22 protein-coding genes and 3 pseudogenes are annotated in these 18,713 nt (G+C 40.6%); 11 read left to right on the forward strand and 14 right to left on the reverse strand.

Going from position 1 to position 18,713, the window contains the following annotated elements:
- The first annotated feature begins 152 nt into the window (after positions 1–152).
- From SYN7502_RS15340 to SYN7502_RS15360, 5 genes are all read left to right on the forward strand, one after another.
- Positions 153–788, forward strand: a complete 636-nt coding sequence (locus tag SYN7502_RS15340; protein WP_015169678.1) for a GIY-YIG nuclease family protein — start codon at positions 153–155, stop codon at positions 786–788.
- A gap of 725 nt (positions 789–1,513) precedes the next feature.
- The gene (locus SYN7502_RS15350; protein WP_041429164.1) at positions 1,514–1,825 is read left to right on the forward strand and encodes a transposase; all 312 of its coding nucleotides are present in this window, start codon (positions 1,514–1,516) and stop codon (positions 1,823–1,825) included.
- Entirely contained in the window at positions 1,779–2,363 is a 585-nt protein-coding gene (locus SYN7502_RS15355; protein WP_371257757.1) for a transposase, read from the forward strand. Before SYN7502_RS15350 ends, SYN7502_RS15355 begins: the two co-directional genes overlap by 47 nt.
- 199 nt (positions 2,364–2,562) lie before the next feature.
- Complete coding sequence (locus SYN7502_RS19910) at positions 2,563–2,715, forward strand: transposase (RefSeq protein WP_210391296.1); 153 nt, start codon at positions 2,563–2,565, stop codon at positions 2,713–2,715.
- Complete coding sequence (locus tag SYN7502_RS15360; protein ID WP_041429550.1) at positions 2,687–3,298, forward strand: transposase; 612 nt, start codon at positions 2,687–2,689, stop codon at positions 3,296–3,298. The genes SYN7502_RS19910 and SYN7502_RS15360 overlap by 29 nt, the downstream gene beginning before the upstream one ends.
- A 261-nt stretch (positions 3,299–3,559) precedes the next feature.
- Here the strand turns inward: SYN7502_RS15360 and cas2 are convergent, their stop codons facing one another.
- The 6 genes from cas2 to mntA all read right to left on the reverse strand — a co-directional run bounded on the left by cas2 (position 3,560) and on the right by mntA (position 7,258).
- The gene (cas2, locus tag SYN7502_RS15365) at positions 3,560–3,832 is read right to left on the reverse strand and encodes a CRISPR-associated endonuclease Cas2 (RefSeq protein WP_015169679.1); all 273 of its coding nucleotides are present in this window, start codon (positions 3,830–3,832) and stop codon (positions 3,560–3,562) included.
- Positions 3,833–3,835: 3 nt separating this feature from the next.
- Complete coding sequence (locus SYN7502_RS15370; protein ID WP_015169680.1) at positions 3,836–5,632, reverse strand: hypothetical protein; 1,797 nt, start codon at positions 5,630–5,632, stop codon at positions 3,836–3,838.
- Positions 5,629–6,012 (reverse strand): DUF5615 family PIN-like protein, encoded by a 384-nt coding sequence (locus SYN7502_RS15375; RefSeq protein ID WP_015169681.1) that lies wholly within the window; start codon positions 6,010–6,012, stop codon positions 5,629–5,631. The genes SYN7502_RS15370 and SYN7502_RS15375 overlap by 4 nt, the downstream gene beginning before the upstream one ends.
- The gene (locus SYN7502_RS15380) at positions 6,009–6,266 is read right to left on the reverse strand and encodes a DUF433 domain-containing protein (protein ID WP_015169682.1); all 258 of its coding nucleotides are present in this window, start codon (positions 6,264–6,266) and stop codon (positions 6,009–6,011) included. Before SYN7502_RS15380 ends, SYN7502_RS15375 begins: the two co-directional genes overlap by 4 nt.
- Before the next feature lie 102 nt (positions 6,267–6,368).
- On the reverse strand, positions 6,369–6,812 hold the full coding sequence (gene hepT, locus SYN7502_RS15385; RefSeq protein WP_015169683.1) for a type VII toxin-antitoxin system HepT family RNase toxin: 444 nt from the start codon (positions 6,810–6,812) through the stop codon (positions 6,369–6,371).
- Entirely contained in the window at positions 6,809–7,258 is a 450-nt protein-coding gene (mntA, locus tag SYN7502_RS15390) for a type VII toxin-antitoxin system MntA family adenylyltransferase antitoxin (protein WP_015169684.1), read from the reverse strand. The genes hepT and mntA overlap by 4 nt, the downstream gene beginning before the upstream one ends.
- Before the next feature lie 205 nt (positions 7,259–7,463).
- On the opposite strand from mntA, the gene SYN7502_RS15395 reads away from it, so the two are divergent.
- The 4 genes and pseudogenes from SYN7502_RS15395 (at position 7,464) to SYN7502_RS20725 (ending at position 10,418) form a co-directional block, all read left to right on the forward strand.
- On the forward strand, positions 7,464–8,339 hold the full coding sequence (locus SYN7502_RS15395) for a WYL domain-containing protein (protein ID WP_246828935.1): 876 nt from the start codon (positions 7,464–7,466) through the stop codon (positions 8,337–8,339).
- A gap of 391 nt (positions 8,340–8,730) precedes the next feature.
- Positions 8,731–9,339: a class I SAM-dependent methyltransferase gene (locus SYN7502_RS18480; RefSeq protein ID WP_015169686.1), complete on the forward strand. Its 609-nt coding sequence runs from the start codon at positions 8,731–8,733 to the stop codon at positions 9,337–9,339.
- 98 nt (positions 9,340–9,437) lie between these two features.
- Positions 9,438–9,710, forward strand: a pseudogene (locus SYN7502_RS21205) (SOS response-associated peptidase family protein); the annotation flags it as partial.
- A gap of 15 nt (positions 9,711–9,725) precedes the next feature.
- A pseudogene (locus tag SYN7502_RS20725) lies at positions 9,726–10,418 on the forward strand (IS1 family transposase).
- A 224-nt stretch (positions 10,419–10,642) separates the two neighbouring features.
- On the opposite strand, the gene SYN7502_RS15415 reads toward SYN7502_RS20725, so the two are convergent.
- The 3 genes from SYN7502_RS15415 to SYN7502_RS15425 are packed head-to-tail and all read right to left on the reverse strand — an operon-like array spanning position 10,643 to position 13,138.
- Positions 10,643–11,485: an ABC transporter substrate-binding protein gene (locus SYN7502_RS15415; protein WP_015169688.1), complete on the reverse strand. Its 843-nt coding sequence runs from the start codon at positions 11,483–11,485 to the stop codon at positions 10,643–10,645.
- A gap of 59 nt (positions 11,486–11,544) precedes the next feature.
- Complete coding sequence (locus SYN7502_RS15420) at positions 11,545–12,606, reverse strand: Vgb family protein (protein ID WP_015169689.1); 1,062 nt, start codon at positions 12,604–12,606, stop codon at positions 11,545–11,547.
- Between the two features lie 58 nt (positions 12,607–12,664).
- The gene (locus SYN7502_RS15425) at positions 12,665–13,138 is read right to left on the reverse strand and encodes a hypothetical protein (protein WP_015169690.1); all 474 of its coding nucleotides are present in this window, start codon (positions 13,136–13,138) and stop codon (positions 12,665–12,667) included.
- Positions 13,139–13,659: 521 nt separating this feature from the next.
- On the opposite strand from SYN7502_RS15425, the gene SYN7502_RS15430 reads away from it, so the two are divergent.
- Entirely contained in the window at positions 13,660–14,136 is a 477-nt protein-coding gene (locus tag SYN7502_RS15430) for an SOS response-associated peptidase (RefSeq protein ID WP_256377882.1), read from the forward strand.
- Positions 14,137–14,156: 20 nt separating this feature from the next.
- Here the strand turns inward: SYN7502_RS15430 and SYN7502_RS15435 are convergent, their stop codons facing one another.
- The 3 genes from SYN7502_RS15435 to SYN7502_RS15445 form a co-directional block, all read right to left on the reverse strand.
- Positions 14,157–14,918 (reverse strand): AIM24 family protein, encoded by a 762-nt coding sequence (locus SYN7502_RS15435; protein ID WP_015169691.1) that lies wholly within the window; start codon positions 14,916–14,918, stop codon positions 14,157–14,159.
- A 408-nt stretch (positions 14,919–15,326) separates the two neighbouring features.
- Entirely contained in the window at positions 15,327–15,833 is a 507-nt protein-coding gene (locus tag SYN7502_RS15440) for a PIN domain-containing protein (protein WP_015169692.1), read from the reverse strand.
- Positions 15,817–16,920, reverse strand: coding sequence for a helix-turn-helix domain-containing protein (locus tag SYN7502_RS15445; protein ID WP_015169693.1), 1,104 nt, complete (start codon positions 16,918–16,920; stop codon positions 15,817–15,819). The genes SYN7502_RS15440 and SYN7502_RS15445 overlap by 17 nt, the downstream gene beginning before the upstream one ends.
- 138 nt (positions 16,921–17,058) lie before the next feature.
- Between SYN7502_RS15445 and SYN7502_RS19465 the strand changes: the two are divergent.
- Positions 17,059–17,790 (forward strand): annotated as a pseudogene (locus tag SYN7502_RS19465) (IS1 family transposase).
- 128 nt (positions 17,791–17,918) lie between these two features.
- Here the strand turns inward: SYN7502_RS19465 and SYN7502_RS15460 are convergent.
- Positions 17,919–18,389, reverse strand: coding sequence for a transposase (locus SYN7502_RS15460; protein ID WP_371257783.1), 471 nt, complete (start codon positions 18,387–18,389; stop codon positions 17,919–17,921).
- Positions 18,343–18,654, reverse strand: coding sequence for a transposase (locus SYN7502_RS15465; RefSeq protein ID WP_015168135.1), 312 nt, complete (start codon positions 18,652–18,654; stop codon positions 18,343–18,345). The genes SYN7502_RS15460 and SYN7502_RS15465 overlap by 47 nt, the downstream gene beginning before the upstream one ends.
- Between the last annotated feature and the right edge of the window lie 59 nt (positions 18,655–18,713).

Here is an 18,713-nt window from a genome sequence, read left to right on the forward strand (position 1 = left end):
GGTATTACACAAATAAAAGATGAGCGAGTAAATATTAGACCTCTTGCGTAAACCGCAAACTATCTCAAAATTTCAATGTATTGTTTCATAATAATTAGGACTTATATTATAAGCTAAAGAATACTATTTATATTGGACTTAATTCGTATAGTATGTCGAAAACACCTAAATTTAATCAAAGTTTTTGGTATTCTGGCTTCGATGGACAGCTATTTGCAGAACTTTTACCTGCTCAACCTAACTATTGGTTCATTAATATTTTGGGTGGTAAATACTTAGTTGCCTCTGATGTCTCTACTATTGAACTTCAAGTTCTTCCTTTTTTACAAAGTTATAAATTTAAGTTTCAACAAGCTACATGGCTGTATGAAATTACTAGCCCTTTTTCTAAAAATCCATTTTTAACTCTAGCCCCACCTCAGCAGGCGATCGCACTGTGTCAATCTGGAAATCAGCCTTTAGTTCAAAGCTTACAGTCTACATCAATCAAGATTTTTGATCACAAGCCTACACAAAAACTTGAATCCACCAAAGCTTATATCTACTTCATAGTTACCGAGGATTATCAATATCTAAAAATTGGGTTTTCTAAAAATCCTAGTAGTCGTCTAGCCGAATTACAATCTTCTCGTCCTCAGACTTTAATTTACATTGGTAGTCTTACTTCAACCCATGACGCTTTCAGAGCAATATGTCAAAGATTTGAGCATTTGTTGGTTCGTAATGGTTGGTACAACTATCACCACGAACTCCAAAATGCTGTAACAGATTTACTCTCTCATAAATAAACTCTTGATACGCAAAACAAGACTTACCCTAAGACTTATATATTAATAATAAGAGTTATTTTGGATGCCCTTAAATAAATTACTATTAATTTAGTAATTGCTCAGCCTGTCAAATAGTTATTGGAATAGAAGGATTTATGAGTTGAGATTTTAAATAATTAGACAAAAGTCCAAACATAAGTGGATGGATAGTTTTACCAACATGAAAAGCTAAACGTTTGAGGTGATTGCACATCAGCATGGCACAAGCGATATAATTAGGTTACTTACAGCATTGCCAAGCTTCAATACCAGTGAGTTGTTTGAGTTCACGATGAAATTCCAAAATATTCCACAGCCGATAGCTTGTACTTCAGGGATGTAGTCTTGAGTTAAGTCGTTAGTAACGACATATTTCGTCCTAGTTGGAGAAATAGTGATCCAGAATAGTCTCACCTTTTTGTTTTTGGGGAATTTATTGATTTTGATCAATTTTCCCTGCAATAATTCTTCCTCAGACCAAGTTAGCTGGTCAATTGATTTACATTTTTCTACTCCACCATTATCATCGACTAAAAGATTGGATTTGAGTGGAAAGTAATAAATCTTGCCGAGATTATCAAGGCATACCAACTATCCATCAATACTACCTTAGAAGCTATTTAAGAATTCACGGGAGACAAATTTCTGAGCATTATAGAGCCTGTTTCATATCTATTATGAGCAAGATGTATGATACTTAGAAAATGCTAAATCCATACTCAAGTAGCCTAACAGATAAAGAATGGGAAATTATAGAACCATTGCTCCCAAAGAAAAAGCAAACTAGACCGCCAACTTGGACAAAAAGACAAATTTTAGACGGCATACTCTACCAACTCAAAAACGGTTGTAATTGGCGAGATATGCCCCGAGACTTACCACCATTCTCTACAGTCTATCGATACTACAAGGAGTGGAAAGATACAGGTACATTTACTGCGATTATGGAAACCTTGCATTCAACAGCCCGTGAACAGTCAAAAAAAATCAAAATGGACAACTTTAATCATCATTGACTCACAAGCAGTGAAAAATACTTGTAATGCAAGTATAGAATCCAAGGGCTTCTGCTCCTACAAAGCAACTAACGGGATCAAAAGACATTTAGCCGTTGACACTCTGGGATTTCCTTTCTTTACCTATTTAACAAGAGCAAATGTATCAGATGACCAAGGACTGATTGAGATGTTAACGATTAACATTGATTACTTCAAATCGAAACCAGATGACATTACGCTAACTACGATATTGCTGGATAGTGGTTATCATATCGAGAAACTGATCCAAGAACTAGAGAAGATATATCCTGAGATTATGACTAAGATTAGGTTTGAAATTTCTCCTAAGGTATCAAAGCAACAGAAGGCAGAAAAAGGTCTGTCTGGGTTTGTAGTTGTGCCGACAAGGTGGGTAATTGAAAGGTCAAATGCTTGGGTTGAAAGATGCAAAATCTTAGTTAAGAACTTTGAGAGAACTCTCGTTAATGCTACAGCTAAACTCAATCTTTGCTTTATTCGTTTGATGCTAAAAAGAATTGCTACTCATGAGATATGAAACAGGCTCTATACGAATTAAAGACAAGTATATAAAGGACTCAGACATTTTTTCGCGATATTCATAGAAGACTCACTTAACTTGCTGTTGCTTCTCTCCCTTTCTCTATCCTTACTCGTTCACTTAATTTCTGATTGATCTCTACCAGTAACCCGATGATTTCGTAGGTCTCACGGGAACCCATGCGCTCCTGTACTCTTTGAACAGTGGGGGTAAAGGCATCCTTTACCAACTGAAAAACGGTTGTAATTGGCGAGATATGTCCCGAGACTTACCACCATTTTCTACAGTGTATCGATACTACAAAGAATGGAAAGATAATCATGGATGCTCTTCATTCAACGGTACGTGAGCAGTCAAAAAAAAAGCCAAAATGGACAACATTAATCATCATAGACTCTCAGCCAACGAAAACCACTTGTAATGCAGGTGTAGAATCCAGAGGTTTCTGCTCCTACAAAGCCACCAACGGCATCAAAAGACATCTAGCAGTCGACAGTCTAGGATTTCCTTTTTTTACTCACTTAACTAAAGCTAATGTATCAGATGACCAAGGACTGATTGAAATGTTAACGATCAATATTGAATATTTTAAGACTAAACCAAATGACATTCCCATCACGACAATATTGCTAGATAGTGGTTATCACATTGAAAAACTGACAGCAGATTTAGAAAAGGTATATCCTGAGATTATGACAAAGATTAGGGTTGAAATTGCTCCAAAAATGTCAAAACAAGAGAAACAAGAAAAGGGCTTATCTGGATTTGTGACTGTGCCGACCAGATGGGTGATTGAGAGATCAAATGCCTGGGTTGAAAGATGTAAAATCTTAGTCAAAAACTTTGAGAGAACTCTGTTTAATGTCACAGCTAAGTTGAATCTTTGCTTTATTCGCTTAATGCTAAAGAGAATTGCTACTCATGAGATATGAAACAGGCTCTATATTATATTTGATTTTCAAGGTACATTTCCGCGAATGATCGCGATTGTAGCAGATTTGGACAGCTTGGAGCGAATTTAGATCACATAGTAAACATTGAAAACATAGATATATCAATGCATTCAGGCTTTGCGCGAACCAAAAAATTCGCCTGATCGTATCTAAAGCCATACTAGCTAACACCTTTAAAACCACTAATTGGATACCATCCTCAAAAACACCCAACGACTCGCGCAAAAGACGAACTAAAAATTAAGCGAAAAATATTGTATCGTCTCGCACCTGTTCGCCACCAATACGCTCTATTTTAGTCTGACAGCAAGCGCAAAGGAAGTAAAAGCGAATACTATCTTCACTGGGTTTAATTAACTTACTCAAGCGCGATCGCAACTTCGCATATTGAGCATCAGTAAGTTCGCACTCAAACACACTAAACTGCATCCATTGACCGTAAGATTTGAGAATCTTATGGATTTTAGTACGGCGTTTGTCTTCAGGGATATCGTAGGAGATAACTATGAACATAACTTACTTCAAAACCAACGGTGGATACTTATCCGTTTCATCCATTAGATACTTTGACTTATACTCCATTGCATTTTCTAAATACAGTTTAAGTTCATTAACGCTAACCGTTCCACCATCTGCATTAGTATCAGCTTTATCCTTGAGCCAGTCTCGCCACATTCTGAGCAAATCAGGACTTGACCCCTTAGGCAAAGCCAAATGTAAATAGAATGGTGGATCTTTTTTGACCGCAGGAAAGAATGCGCCAACAGTCATTAATTGATAGCCTAGAGAAGTCATCGGATCAGCTTGTCTTCTCGGATCGCCATTCATCCCACCTGGCAAACGATTAGAAAAAACTTGAACCTTAGTACCAATAGGCATAGAAGCCACATCATCAGTTTCACCATAAGTCGAACCTAAAGAACATCTTTGTCGTGGATTAGCATTTACATAAGCGTCTAGTTCTTCATCTCCCTTGAGAACACTTGCGACTTGCCAATTCAGAGTTCGATTGACAGCATCAATAATTTCTTGGGAAACATCAGATCCTTTCTGCTCCTGACGGCTATTTTTTCGCAGTTCTAAAGAATCTCGAAGTGCTGAGATCGCCCCATCTATCCCAGTTGTAACCGCTTTAGCTGCAAATAGCGATCGGGCATATTGAGCATCAAACGGCTCTAACGCAAATCTTTGAGCTTCAGATAAACCTGTATGCTTGGCGATCGCATCCCATACTTGCGATGGAGAAAGTTCTGGTTCAACTTGTCGATAGCTCAAATAAGCAGACTTTAAAGCTTCTGACAATCCAAACTCTTCGGCATTACTTACAGGTAATAAACCAACATTAGCCGCTTCGGTAAGAGCTTCTTCTCCAGCTTTCTCACCACCCCATTTTTTGACATCAGTTTGAACTTTATCTAACTTAAATCCTGCTTTTTTCTTCTCTAGCTGTGCCACTACAACGCCCAAAACCTCATCAAGATTATGTTGCACCGCATGACCAGAAATTTTAATGCCGTCCTTAGTAGCTTTGACTAATTGATCGATATTTCCACCAAAAACGCTATCTATTTTAAATTGCCAACGAGCCGCAATTTCTATCGTTAAATCACCACTTGGAAAAGTTCTACCTTCAAAAATAATATGATCGGGAAATATCGATAAGGTTGTTAACCCTTTCTCTGCAGGCACTTCTTCACAAGCACCTAAAAGCAAAGCCGTAATATAGCCCCTATCTTGAGAAACACTTACCTTAAAAAGTTTGCTAGGTCTACCAAAAGCAACCGTCAATTCATTCTCAATTTTCCGAAAGCGCTCTTTTTCAGCAATACCCAAATCAAACAAATCTGCGGCGATCAGAATAGCGGCGACTCTCCTAATCATGGGATCTTCAGGCAAAAATAGCGCCCCATCACTAGCATTATGTCCAGAGTGACGTTCAATCAACTTTCTAGCTAATTCTAAATCGTAATCATTTTTAATCAGACTAGAAACACCCACCCTGTAAAGTTCTTGCTCCAAAAACTCACGATTTCTATCTAAAGTTTTGACATTGCGCCCTTGATTATCAAGTTTGTTTAAATCATGAACAGCCGTAGCCGCAAGTAAAACAGCCCGTTTATCGTCAGGTATTTCTGCAATGCGACTAACTGTAAGTACAAATTGACAAGCAGAATCAAAATGCTGTGCAAGTGTCGTTCCTTTCCTTACACCATGCTGATGATGGCTTCCATGAATTTTATAAAACTTAGGACGAATCTCGCTAAAGTATCGCTCCTCTAAAGTTTTTGGCGGTCTGCCCAATAATCTTGTCATAAATCCTCCTCTGACTCAATCGACTTGTACTCTTGGACAGATCCATCCTTACCAATCCATAGCTTCCCATTAACCTCCTCCTGCTCCAAAGCAAGAATTAGAGCATCAATCGCCTTAACCCGATCATCGAAAGAAGCATTTGGTGACAACCGAATCAAGACTATACCTGCATAATTTTTCGGTCTGTACTGAATTCGATTTCCAAATCCGCGATCCAAAGTAACGAGACATCTTCCTTCTTGGTGACATACCTCTATCAGTTTTGTATCTGGGGCGGAAGTTAATCCTTGCTGACTCACGGTTGCCACATCATGCCCCGCCAGCTTAAGCCTTGATGAGATCCGAATATCTCCTAGATTTTCGTCAAGTTTGATATTCATACAGCCTCTTGATTTTGAGTCAATGGAATTTCTCTAAAATATCCCCTTGACATTTCAGCGCCATAGGCAATACAAGCCAAAATATCTAATCTTTCAATACCTGAATATTCTTCAAGAATTTCTTCAAAAGTTGCGCCACTAGCAAGTAAATCGAGAATTACCGAAACCCATATCCGATGTCCTCGAATACAAGGATTACCAAAGCAAATAGCGGGATCGATAGAAATTCGTGACAGTAAATTATTGTTAGACATAGCTTTTTCTCATGGTTTACAAATTTAAAGATAATAGTTTTAGTCTATAGTTCAGTCGTCATAACCTCCTCATAAATATCTAAAAGGGCAATCGCGATGTAACTAAGCGTCATTATTTTTCTCCAAAGCATCTAAATAATTGAGGATTTGGCGCTGATATTGGGCATAGTCAGTAATTGTCTTCGAGATCGCCCCATGCACGATCTCAGGATTGAGCTCGTCATACAAATGCACAATCACATTGCGTAACCCAATTGAAGCTGACATCTTCTGAGCAAGACCAATCTCAATAACTCCTAAACTATTAATCACAATCGCAGTCTCAGCATTCTCTCTAGGTTGAACACCGCCCAAACCTTTAATCAAATGTCGATTCACATCAGTCTGCACATCCGCAATTAGTTGTAGCAACCGCTCAACCACATAATGATTGTCCGAGTTAAGATAATCCTCCAAAGAAATATCTTTAAACCTGATGAGATCCAATAGATATTGCTTCATATAGGCAAGCTTTGCCATCACGATCGCAGGATTAACTCGACTCATACACCCTGCTCCTGCAAAAAAGCCTCAACTTGCTGACGCAAACTAGCACTCAACTCAGCGATCGCCTGTTGAGTCATCATGACTTTCTGCTGAAAATCTCTAAACACACCAATTTCAGACTCATACAACACCACACCCTCCTTCGCAATGTAATGAGCAATCAACGTTGAGCATCGCGTCACATCCACCACATCCATACACTCACCACCAATCTCAAAACAATCCTTGATTGCATTATGTACCGCCAAAAATCCATAGGGCTGATCCTCGATCGCCTTTTGTCTCGCCTCTTCATCGCAAAGAATCGCAAAATCCCAATCACTTCTTTCATAGGCATCACCCCTCGCCCTAGAGCCAAATAACACTAAAAACTTCAGATAAGGCAGGCGATCGCCAATCGTCAGCGCCCGTTGTTGTAAATCTGCTAAAGATAGTTCCGTCTTCATAACCTCACATCCTCGTAAATATCTAAAAGCGCGATCGCCAAATCAATAATCAAATAGACTGCAAATCCAAACTTGCCTTCAGGATTACACAAACAAAGCAGCTTCGATAATTTTCATAAAATTGAATCGTTACATTTTTAGTGTACTTAACTTATTGCAATATTTATACTTTCACATCTATAATTTACAAAGTCAAGCGTTTAGATTGCAAAGTGTACGTACAAATAAAATGGGACGAAGAGGGCAATCAATCACACTTTCAATATCAGATCACGACAAAGCGCAGTTGGAAGAACTAGCACTAGAACTTGGCATGATGTGGGGTGATCGCCCAAATATAACTAAATTAGTCGAGGAGATCGCAAGAAAAAAACTCATAGTTGCCCCCAAACAAGAGTGGGGATTAGAACAAACCCAAGCTTTAGAGCGGGGTCGTAGTGCCCTTATAGATATAGGTAAAATAACTGAGGCTTTAGCCATCGCCCAGCTACTCATAGAACATGGCACCCTGACTATTCCTTTAAAAAATGAGCTAGAACGATTCATTATAAAACCTACCCAAACATGGCGGCTCGAAGTGGAAAAGTATATTCGCCGTGGACAGCCATTTAGGTTAACCTACCAAGATGCAGCCGAACAAATTCATCATTTTCATATTCAATTTGCAGAAATCGGTATCCATGAAGACCGCCAGTATCTTGATTGTTGGTGTAAAGAAACAATCGGAAATCTCGATATACCTGAGCTTTGCCACAATTGGAGTCTGAGACTAGATCGCATTGCTGAAGCCTCCACTACACCTATCTCAGAACCGTGGCGATCAGGTTTAGATAATATCAATATAGAAATGCACTTATTTCACCGTCTTGCATTTGCCTATAAAACTAAGATAAATCTTGATATTGAAAATGAATGGTTAGTTGATATCCCTCAAACAAAGCGGATAGTAAGAAAAATTACCAACACCTTTTGGTTTATACGCGAAATCTTACGGTATGGACAAGATTGCAAGGTCTTATCCCCAGATAATGTACAAAATCTTATTAAAATGGAAATCGAAAAGATGAGAACCCTGTATTAGTTTAGCCCCTTCCAACTTTATTTACTCATGTTACGTAGATGTCTGGAGTCCTTACTCAAAGCTAGCCTTATACAAGCTAATTGGCACTAAGTCTAAAGATTAATTGCCAGTAACCCTACTTAAGCCGTTGCTCGAATCAAATTGTTCTGCGTAACATTGGTTATAAAAACTATATCAGCTAAATATGTAGGTTGTAGTGACAGTCGCTGCCAGAACATGAAACTTGGTTAGATACTCCTTGCAATCGCCACGGACGCTGATATGTATCGATCGCTTAATACTCGCTATGACAGAAACTAAAGAGAAAGCACAATTGCTTACGATAAGTCTGATCGGATCGGCGGGATAATTGCTATCAAGGTTCTGATAAAAAATCGCTTTTAAAAGGAAAATGAAAAGATTTTACGAATCGACCTACAAAAATGCCAAAGCTCCTGAAAGCCTACCTTGGCATACAGAAGAAATCCCGCCGATATTGCTGGCAGCCACGGAACGGATTAAAATTGGTAAAGTTCTCGACCTTGGCTGTGGTGCTGGAGTCTATGCAACTTATCTAGCTTCTAAAGGATATGCAGTGACAGCAATTGACTATGTGCCGAAAGCATTGGACATGGCAAGGCAGAGGGCGGAAAGACAGCAGGTTACTGTTAACTTTGTGGAGGCTGATATTTTACAATGGCAGACAGAGGTAAAGTTTGATATAGTTTTTGACCGCGGATGTTTTCACGGCATTGCAGATAACGAACAACGTCTCAAGTTTAAGAACAATCTCCTGGAGTGGCTTTCACCAACTGGGGTTTTTGCTTTAACACATTTTTGCCGCCGTAACTTTTTTGATTGGCGACCTATGGGACCGAGAAGAAAAACTCGGGATGAGATTGATAGCTTCTTACTGCCAGAATTGAGAGAAATAAATTACAGTGATGAAGTCTTTCCAACCCCATTGCCCATCGGTCCGACAGTTAAGCTCGGACACTATTTATTTGAGAGGGTTGCTTAAAGCAAAGTTTAAAGCTGTGCAAAATTTGATAGCAAAAAGTTTTGGAAGATTCCCCCTCTTTCCCCCCTTTTGGCATGAATTGTTATCAGTAAATTAATATGTGCGGACGCTTTACACTATTTAACTCGGCAGAGGCGATCGCTCAAATGTTCAAGGTTGATGTGCCAGAAAATTTAATTCCAAGTTATAACATCGCCCCTTCTCAGACTGTAAATGCCGTCGCCCAAATGCCCGATCTGTCAAAGCGCATACTTCATGGTTTCCAATGGGGACTCATACCCTCGTGGGCAAAAGACCCAGCCATAGGATTTAAGCTCATAAATGCCAGATCGGAAACAGTTTCTGAAAAGCCTTCATTTCGCTATGCGTTCAAGCACAGGCGATGGATGAAGTGTCCAAAATGTGGATCAGAACACATAAAGAAAAATGGAATTAAGCAAGGGAAGCAAAATCATATTTGTGCTGAATGTGGTCGTCAGTTTATAGATCAAGAGCGAACAAACAAAAGCATACCCAGAAACTACAAAACAGACTTGCCTGAAGATGTATCTGAATGGCATGGGATTTAGAGGTATTGAAAGAGTTATGGGGGTACATCACACCACGGTTATTAATTGGGTTAGACAAAAAGGTGAAAAATTACCCGATTCTATTGTTCCTGAGAACGTTCCAGATGTTGGTGAGTTAGATGAACTTGAAACTTTTGTGGGTTCAAAAAAAACAAAATCTGGTTGTGGACAGCAGTAGACCACTTTCGTAAGGGTATCCTCGCATGGACTTTAGGCGATCGCAGTGCTGAGACTTTTGAACCATTATGGGCAATTGTGGCAGTATGGCAATGCTATTTCTATGTCACTGACGGTTGGACTGTATATCCAAGTTTTATCCCTGATGGTGATCTGATTATTAGCAAGACTTACATGACCAGAGTTGAGGGTGAAAACTCTCGGTTACGTCACTATCTTGCGCGATTACACCGTAAAACTTTCTGGTATTCCAAATCTTTGGATATGTTGCGATACTCTATACGATTGCTGGTTCACTATCTTCATGACCCTTCTGTCCTTTCTTCTATCTGATTCATACTTCTATCTGCAACGCCTACGGCAGAATAGAAACAGCCATTTAGTTTATCGGTTGTGGATTCATACCGTCTCACCATTAACTGGAATAACTATATCTTTAACCTGAGCGACTCAGAGTTGATTGACTTATTCATGACCCAGTAGCTATTGCATTACCACTACCCATTGAGGCTTGGATCAAAGCCAATCAGAAACTAATGGACGAACAAGTTTCACGTTTACTTGGCTACAGTTGCACTCTCAACAGCGTACTTTGTGATTAATTCCTGAACACAACCGCTTGTCTTTAGCTCTCTGATAAAAGTCTGGAGGTAATCTAGTCCTTCCGGCCGACCCTGCCCGGTAGCTATGGACTGGTTAATCGTCATAAACGGCTCTGGTAGAATCCGTAATCCCCCCAAGCGTTTACTATCAGCCTCAAGTTGATTTCGGATCCCCGCCCCCACCAGATAGTTATGAGCCAGCATATAACTCGTGACTTCCGGGGAAGTTGGGGCCTGGATCAGACCGGCTTGGCGAATATTCCGCTCCAAGAAAAGGTTATAAACACTATTTTTGCCAACCACAATTTCCACTCCAGGCCGGTCCACATCCGCCAGACTTTTGAAAGGGGAATCTGCCCGGACAATATAGGAACCTTCAATCTGAATGTACGGCTGCGTATAGGACACATGCTTCCCACGCCAAGGATCAACGCCAAAAAAGCCAATATCTGACTGATTTTGACTGACCCGCTCAAAGGATTCAGCAGCAGATTTCACCACCACAAAGTCCGCGGTCACCTTTAGTTGTTTCTCTAAGAAATGGGCAATATCCACGGAGATACCGTAAGGGACAAAGTCCCCCCTTTCGTTTGCCAGCACATAGTTTCCCGTGTTAATCGCCACACGCAGTTTACCGGTGGGAGACAATTCCCGAATAGCGGCGGCGGAGGGGGTGGAAAAACGAGCAGATTGACAAATCATCGGATCAAATGAGGGAATAACGTCAGCAACCGCAGCATTAGCCCAGAGATTGATGGCTAAGAGACTTCCCAGTCCGGGGAACAATATAAAACCCATAGAAAGATTCTCCCAGAATCAGAAAAATTTTTGACAATTTACTAACAACTGACCCAGAATCAGGGAATCCGCTCAAACAGAATCACCTGATCTGCACCTTGCTGCCCACCCCAAATCCGGTTGCCAATCCCATTCATTTGCAGCGTTTGGACATTTTGCTTATTGCCGGGAAACACTGTAAACGACTCACTCACCGGATCAAACAGGTGAATGGAATTAGTGCCAAAATCCGAACTCCAGACCCGATCTTGATTGTCCACATAGGTAGAATAACCCCGCGGCCCCAGTCCTGGGAGTTTGAAGGAATCCCAAATTTTGGTTTGTGGGTTCAGCCGCATTAAAACCCCATTGCCCCAAGTCGTAATCCAAATGCTTCCTTTAGAATCGGACCAAATCCGGCGAGAGCCGTTGGCTCGGTCATCAGGGATCGGGAAGACTTCTGGCAAATAGGTTTTCTGATCAATTCGCGCGATATAGTTACCCGCCAAACTGGTGTACCAAACCTCTCCCGCAGGCGTTGCCGTCATGCCGTAGGGTCCAAAGCCTTGGGGAGCTGAAAAAATTTTCATATCCCCAGTGCGAGGGTCTAAGCGTCCGTAGTAGCCATTTTGGGCGGTAAACCAGAGAATTCCTTTGCCATCAAACACCGGTGTATTCAAATTGCCATAGCCCATGGTGTGGGGAAAGGGAGGCAGTTGAAAGGTTTTGACTTCATAGGTTTTTCGGTCAAAGCGGCGGATGGCATTGGCTTCATCACAGATCCACAAGCCCCCATCCGGCCCCATAACAACCCCATGAGGATGAGAACCACGACCTAAGGGAAACAGCCGCACCTCACCAGTTGCCGGATTGAGATGGCCAATCACCCCGGACCATTGCCCATTAAACCAAACCGTTCCATCGGGATCCGGTACGACATCGCGAGTCCCAATCCCAGCTACGGTGGGGTAAATTGTCACCTTATACTGGCTGGCATCATTACCAATAGCTTTGGGGGCAGGAATGGCGGTAGTGGGGTAACGGAAAGCTGGGGCCGGGGCGGCAAGGGCAGTACTGAGGCTGGTGGGCACAGCCAGCAAAACAGACAGTAGCATGGGGGAGAAAGATAAGGCTCGCATCATGGTGATCTAATTTCAAATGTAACGGTGGCAAATAGGGTTTAAATCCAGACCTGGGGAATCAGCGACAGCCCGTCACTTCAAGATCATAGGTAAAGCCCTGGGATTGGGGATAGAGGCGATAATTTTCCAGAATTTTGACATTGAAGACATCCAACACTTTGCCCGGTTGATTTACTTCCAATGGACCCCAAATAATCGGCTTAGTGGAATCAGGGACAAAAATTGGAGCCCCGGACTCAAAAATGGTGTCATCGGAATAGCGGGCAATCAGTTGGGTCGGATATGCGCCCTTGTCGATGGTGATTGGGGTGAGCTTGACAGTGACAGTTGAGATTGGACGGGGAATCAGAAAATAGGTATTCCCATGGGAGCCAAATCCGAGGGTCGGACCAATGGTTAAGCGTACTGTCTTGCCTTGGGTGGGGGAGACTTGGGGGGATAATGGCTCACAGATTTCTGCGGCGGCAACTCCGGCGCAGAATATAGAAGTGAGGGCAATTCCCAAAGAAAATTTTATTTTGGTGAGGATCATGGATCTATAGGATCTGATGAAATCAAGCTCATCCTATAGCCTGGGGGAAACAGAATGAATTTTTAAGACACAAAACTTAAAATGGTGATAGAACCGTAACATCCCCCCAACAAGAGTTAATTTAATTTTGGGGACAGTATTCGCCCGAACATTGATGGGGCGTACTGTTCTCCTGAGGTGAAAGCGAGCATTTAAGGTTGTGGTGCAGCTAAATTGATCTGTTGCTCCTTGTTTCGTTAAGCTTGAGAGCGGAAGTTCCCCACAACTTGGTTGGAACCGTTCAAAATCTCAGAAAAAGCATTCTATAGTAGGCCTCTTGCGGAATTAGCTAAATAATCGCCCAAACTGCCGATCTGGTATAAATTTCAAAAAGTAATACCTTGTAATCTCTAAAATACAGTGCTGACAAAGGTTAGGGCGATCAATATGCAAGAGGTCTAGTATTTACGGGACACACGATTGTCGGTGCAATTCTCCGGTTGGGGTTGGGGCTAATACCTTCGTGAACAAAAGACCCAGCCATAGGATTTAAGCTCATAAATGCTAGATCGGAAACAGTGTCTGAAAAACCTTCATTTCGCTATGCGTTCAAGCACAGGCGATGTTTGATTCCCACCGATGGGTTCTACGAATGGCAGCGAGTCGAAGGCAGCAAAACTAAAAAACAACCTTACTTTTTTGGACTAAAGGACGCAAATATCTTTGCCTTTGCGGGACTTTGGGAAAGGTGGGAAAGCCCCGAAGGAGACATCATTGAAACCTGTACGATCCTCACCACCGAGGCAAACGATGTCGTCAGACCGATACACGACCGAATGCCAGTTATCCTCGATCCCAAGGATTACGAAATTTGGCTCGATCCAAACTTGACCAGCATAGATCGCTTAACCCCACTCTTGAAACCCTACCCACCAGAGGCAATGACCGCATATCCAGTATCAAGCAACGTCAACAGTCCGAAAAATAACACTCCAGAATGCAAACAACCAGTAGCTTAGACTCAGAAAAATCCTCAAGACTATGAACCACCTACTTGAGTGGCACCTTCTTCTATTGGTGGATGATAGGTCATCGACTGCAATCCCAGACGACCAGGACCAATAAAACGATTTAGAGTAAAGGAAATTCCGCCCAGCATCACCCCGATCGCCCCGAAAAAGCCTCCACTAGATTGCAAAGCTGTTACCGTTTCCATCTTTACCGATGAATCTTTCCACAACCATGCTCCTGGTTCCACATCAAGCATTTCTCCGAGGGCAAGCACTTTTTCAAATACATTGCCATATCCATGAATTAATAGTAAACCTCCTTCTTTCTTGCCTTCAAAGCGATCGATAAATAATCCGCCACTCCGACTAAATAGAATATTTACCAATCCACGCTGAAAAAAGAAACTGTATTCGATATTACTCGTTGCCAGTAAAAACTGATGCTCTCTGACATCGACCGTTTGACCTCGTTCTAATTGCAAAACTACAATCTGTCCTGGGGCTTCTCTAGAAAAGGCAATATTGCCAGGTCCATGAGCTTCAGTGATGAAAATTTCTAGACCTGCAAAGAATCGTTTTGTTGCTCCCTTTAATCCTTTCAATCCCAGTCGCACATTAGGGGTTTTCCATAGTAGGATATGGTGTTCAAAATAGACTGATTGTTGTTGCCCTAACTCTAAATCTACTACTGGAGCAACTTCTCCTTCAATTCTCAAACTCAAATCCCCAGACTGAAATACCCCTTGAGGATTTCTTAACTCAGGTATTGGTTCGTTGTCAAAGTCAGGCATATTAAATATTGTGAAAGGGGATTAAATCATACGTCCACTCATATAGTAAATGATTGAGATCGCTCTAATTCGTAAAAGGTGTCCCCCAGTATTGCCATATCTCTTTATTGAATGGCGATCGCCAATGATAGATTAAATCCAACTCTAGTTTCTGTCTGGGTTTAGTTTCTATGGGCGCATAATTCCAAAATGCAGCATTAATAGCGGTTTTGATGCCATGAGAGTAATGCAGATTTTGATAGTTTTCAATGTATCTTTTACAATCATGTTGCCCTTTCCAGCGTAGGTTTGACCGACAAGTTTCGCCTATGTACAGAACGGTTTGAGATGTGCAGTCAAGAATAAAATAAATACTTGCTTCGCCGCGATCGCAATTCTATAAAACTACAACTGCCAGAAGTTCGATCATCAGGTTATAGCTCTAAAGCGTTCAATAAAATCCTTTAAATCACGTTTGGGTAGCCTTACTCTATTATCCATCTGCCAAAGCAAAAGTACTGATAATACTTGATTTGCAGTAATAATTTTTTCATCATACATCCGATCAACAACCCAAAGAACACCATGAACTTCCACTTTGGAGCCAATAGCTAAATCACGGAGTCCCCCATCACCAGTTAAAAGAATACTATTAGGTATACTCTCAGCCAGTACAAAAGCAAAGCAATCATTAATACTCAATCTGCTATTGGCTCTTTGAATCGATTGAACCTTACGGACTCCTTCTCCTGAGGTAGGTAAAATTTTTAAGCCCTGTTGTAAAAGAGATCGCTCTAAATCGGTAAACTTTATTAGTTCCTCTGCAAATAAAATATCCAGAATGCTAATTTCGTAGGGTAGTAGTAAAAAAGCCTCAATTAACAAAGCTTTTCGCAGATCAATAAGACAAGATGTATCACTAATTATGACCTGCATCTTTTATCTGAGGGATATGAGGTTCTCCTTTTAATTCAGCTTCCACTTTATCTATTGAATAGCGCAGTAATTCCGCAGCTTTAGAGGTTGAAATCAAGTCTTCTGCTAAAGCTCGATAACATAACCTCTCAAATCGACAAGGTTTTTCTTTCTGCCCACGCTCATCTTCATTTTCTAGTGGCTCAGGTTCACTAGACCGCCAAGTTCGAGCAATGCTCTGAAATGAGTAAGTGAGAATAGCATCGATTATTACACCAATATTTCTCAGACGCACAAGTAATGCCGCACCACTAACTCGATAGATTTGTTTCAGATAAATTAACTCTCTATAGCCAAAAGAGTGTCGTAAATGACCAACTTCATTTTCAAGGTGAGATTTGGGTACTAAAAAAGCACCTGCAAAACGGTTACAAGCTTGTTCTTCTTCTTTTTCTGATAGATGTTCAGGATCGATAAGTCTGTGTCCTAACTCGTGAGCAAGTGTTAGTCTTCGCCGTTCTAAGGAAACCTGACTATTTATGACAATTATAGGCAAATTAATAATTCTGGCACCTTGGACAAGGCAAGTAAATCCCGATACACTACCAGGTAACTCACTAACTAAAACTTTTAATCCCTTCTCTTCCAATAATTCGGTCATATTCGGGATTGGATCAGTCCCAAGATTCCACACATCTCTCAATTTGATTGCTACTGCTTCAGCCTCTGCTACAGAATTAATAGCAACTTTGTCGAATGGTTTCTTCCATTCAGCACTTTTCATTTCTAAAATATGTTCAATTTCTAGGTATCGCTCAACCCATTCAATAACCTCAGTTTCTACACGAGCGCGATCTTTTGCAGTTGTATTAGCTTTAGTCCGAAAATCAACATTAGTAAGTTCGACTTGTTGAGAATCAAGCAAATAATGTATGGATACTTCTAAGGTTTTACTAAGTGCAATCAAAACATCTGAACTTGGAGTCATTTCATCACGTTCATACTTGCCAATAGCTTGAGCACTAACTTTGCCATTCAGAGCATCAGCTAATCCTCGTAATGAATAGCCAGCTTTCTTCCGAGCTAGCTTAATACGGGAGCCAACCATAGTTTTAGGTTTACAAAAAGAATAATTATTTTTATAATATAATATGTATTGTAAACCATAAGGCTGGAAAAATCAAATTGGTAGTGATCAAGAGGGCATGATAGATAAAAAAAGGGGTAAAACAAAATAGAAGTAACTATGGAAGTAAAATGTCCTTACTGTGAAAGTGACCAGATAGTTAAGAATGGTATAACCCGTCACAAAAAACAAAACTACAAATGTAAAAAGTGTAATCGTCAATTTGTGATTAATCCCAAAAACCAGCCAATAGCTGAATCCACAATTAAATTAGTCGATAATCTGCTGCTAGAACGTATATCCATGCGAGGGATTAAGCGTGTTGCCAAGGTGTCATTACAGTGGTTACAGTTATGTAAATGGTAAGTCTGTCAGTGTAGAGCCGCAAGTTAAGGTAATCCCTAGAAAAAAGCACGCCTGACCATTGAGTGCGATGAACTATGGTCATTTGTAGGGGATAAAAAATGTAAGGTATGGATTTGGTTAGCAATTGACCAAAATACTAGAGAGATTGTTGGAGTGTTTGTTGGTAGTCGAGACCAAGAAGCAGCCTTGGGTTTATGGCAATCTTTACCAACCGTTTATCGACAATGGGCTGTTTGTTATACTGACTTCTGGCAAGCTTATAGCTGTATTTTGCCTAAAAAACGCCATAAGGCTGTGGGCAAAGAGTCTGGACAGACTAATCATATTGAAAGGTTCAATTGTACTTTAAGGCAAAGAATTTCTCGCCTTGTTAGAAAAACTCTTTCTTTTTCTAAGAAATTAGAAAATCATATCGGTGCTATTTGGATATTTATCCATCACTACAATTCTGAAATTCACTCTAAGTTCTGCATCATGCCCTCTTGATCACTACCCAGAATTGTTATAGAGCCTGTTTCATATCTCATGAGTAGCAATTCTTTTTAGCATCAAGCGAATAAAGCAAAGATTAAGTTTAGCTGTAGCATTAACGAGAGTTCTCTCAAAGTTCTTAACTAAGATTTTGCATCTTTCAACCCAATTACCCACCTTGTCGGCACAACTACAAACCCAGACAGACCTTTTTCTGCCTTCTGTTGCTTTGATACCTTAGGAGAAATTTCAAACCTAATCTTAGTCATAATCTCAGGATAAACCTTCTGTAAATCAGTCGTCAATTTTTCGATATCATAACCACTATCCAGCAATATCGTAGTTAGGGTAATGTCATCTGGCTTCGATTTGAAGTAATCAATGTTAATCGTTAACATTTCAATCAGTCCTTGGTCATCTGATACATTTGCTCTTGTTAAATAGGTAAAGAAAGGAAATCCCAGTATGTCAACGGCTAAATGTCTTTTGATCCCGTTAGTTGCTTTGTAGGAGCAGAAGCCCTTGGATTCTATACTTGCATTACAGGTATTTTTCACTGCTTGTGAGTCAATGATGATTAAAGTTGTCCATTTTGATTTTTTTTGACTGTTCACGGGCTGTTGAATGCAAGGCTTCCATAATCGCAGTAAATGTACCTGTATCTTTCCACTCCTTGTAGTATCGATACACTGTAGAGAATGGTGGTAAGTCTCGGGGCATATCTCGCCAATTACAACCGTTTTTAAGTTGGTAGAGTATGCCGTCTAAAATTTGTCTTTTTGTCCAAGTTGGCGGTCTAGTTTGCTTTTTCTTTGGGAGCAATGGTTCTATAATTTCCCATTCTTTATCTGTTAGGCTACTTGAGTATGGATTTAGCATTTTCTAAGCATCATAAATCTTGCTCATAATAAATATGAAACAGGCTCTATAAGGAAAGT

It is taken from the genome of Synechococcus sp. PCC 7502 (assembly GCF_000317085.1).
Classification (GTDB): Bacteria; Cyanobacteriota; Cyanobacteriia; order Pseudanabaenales; family Pseudanabaenaceae; genus PCC-7502.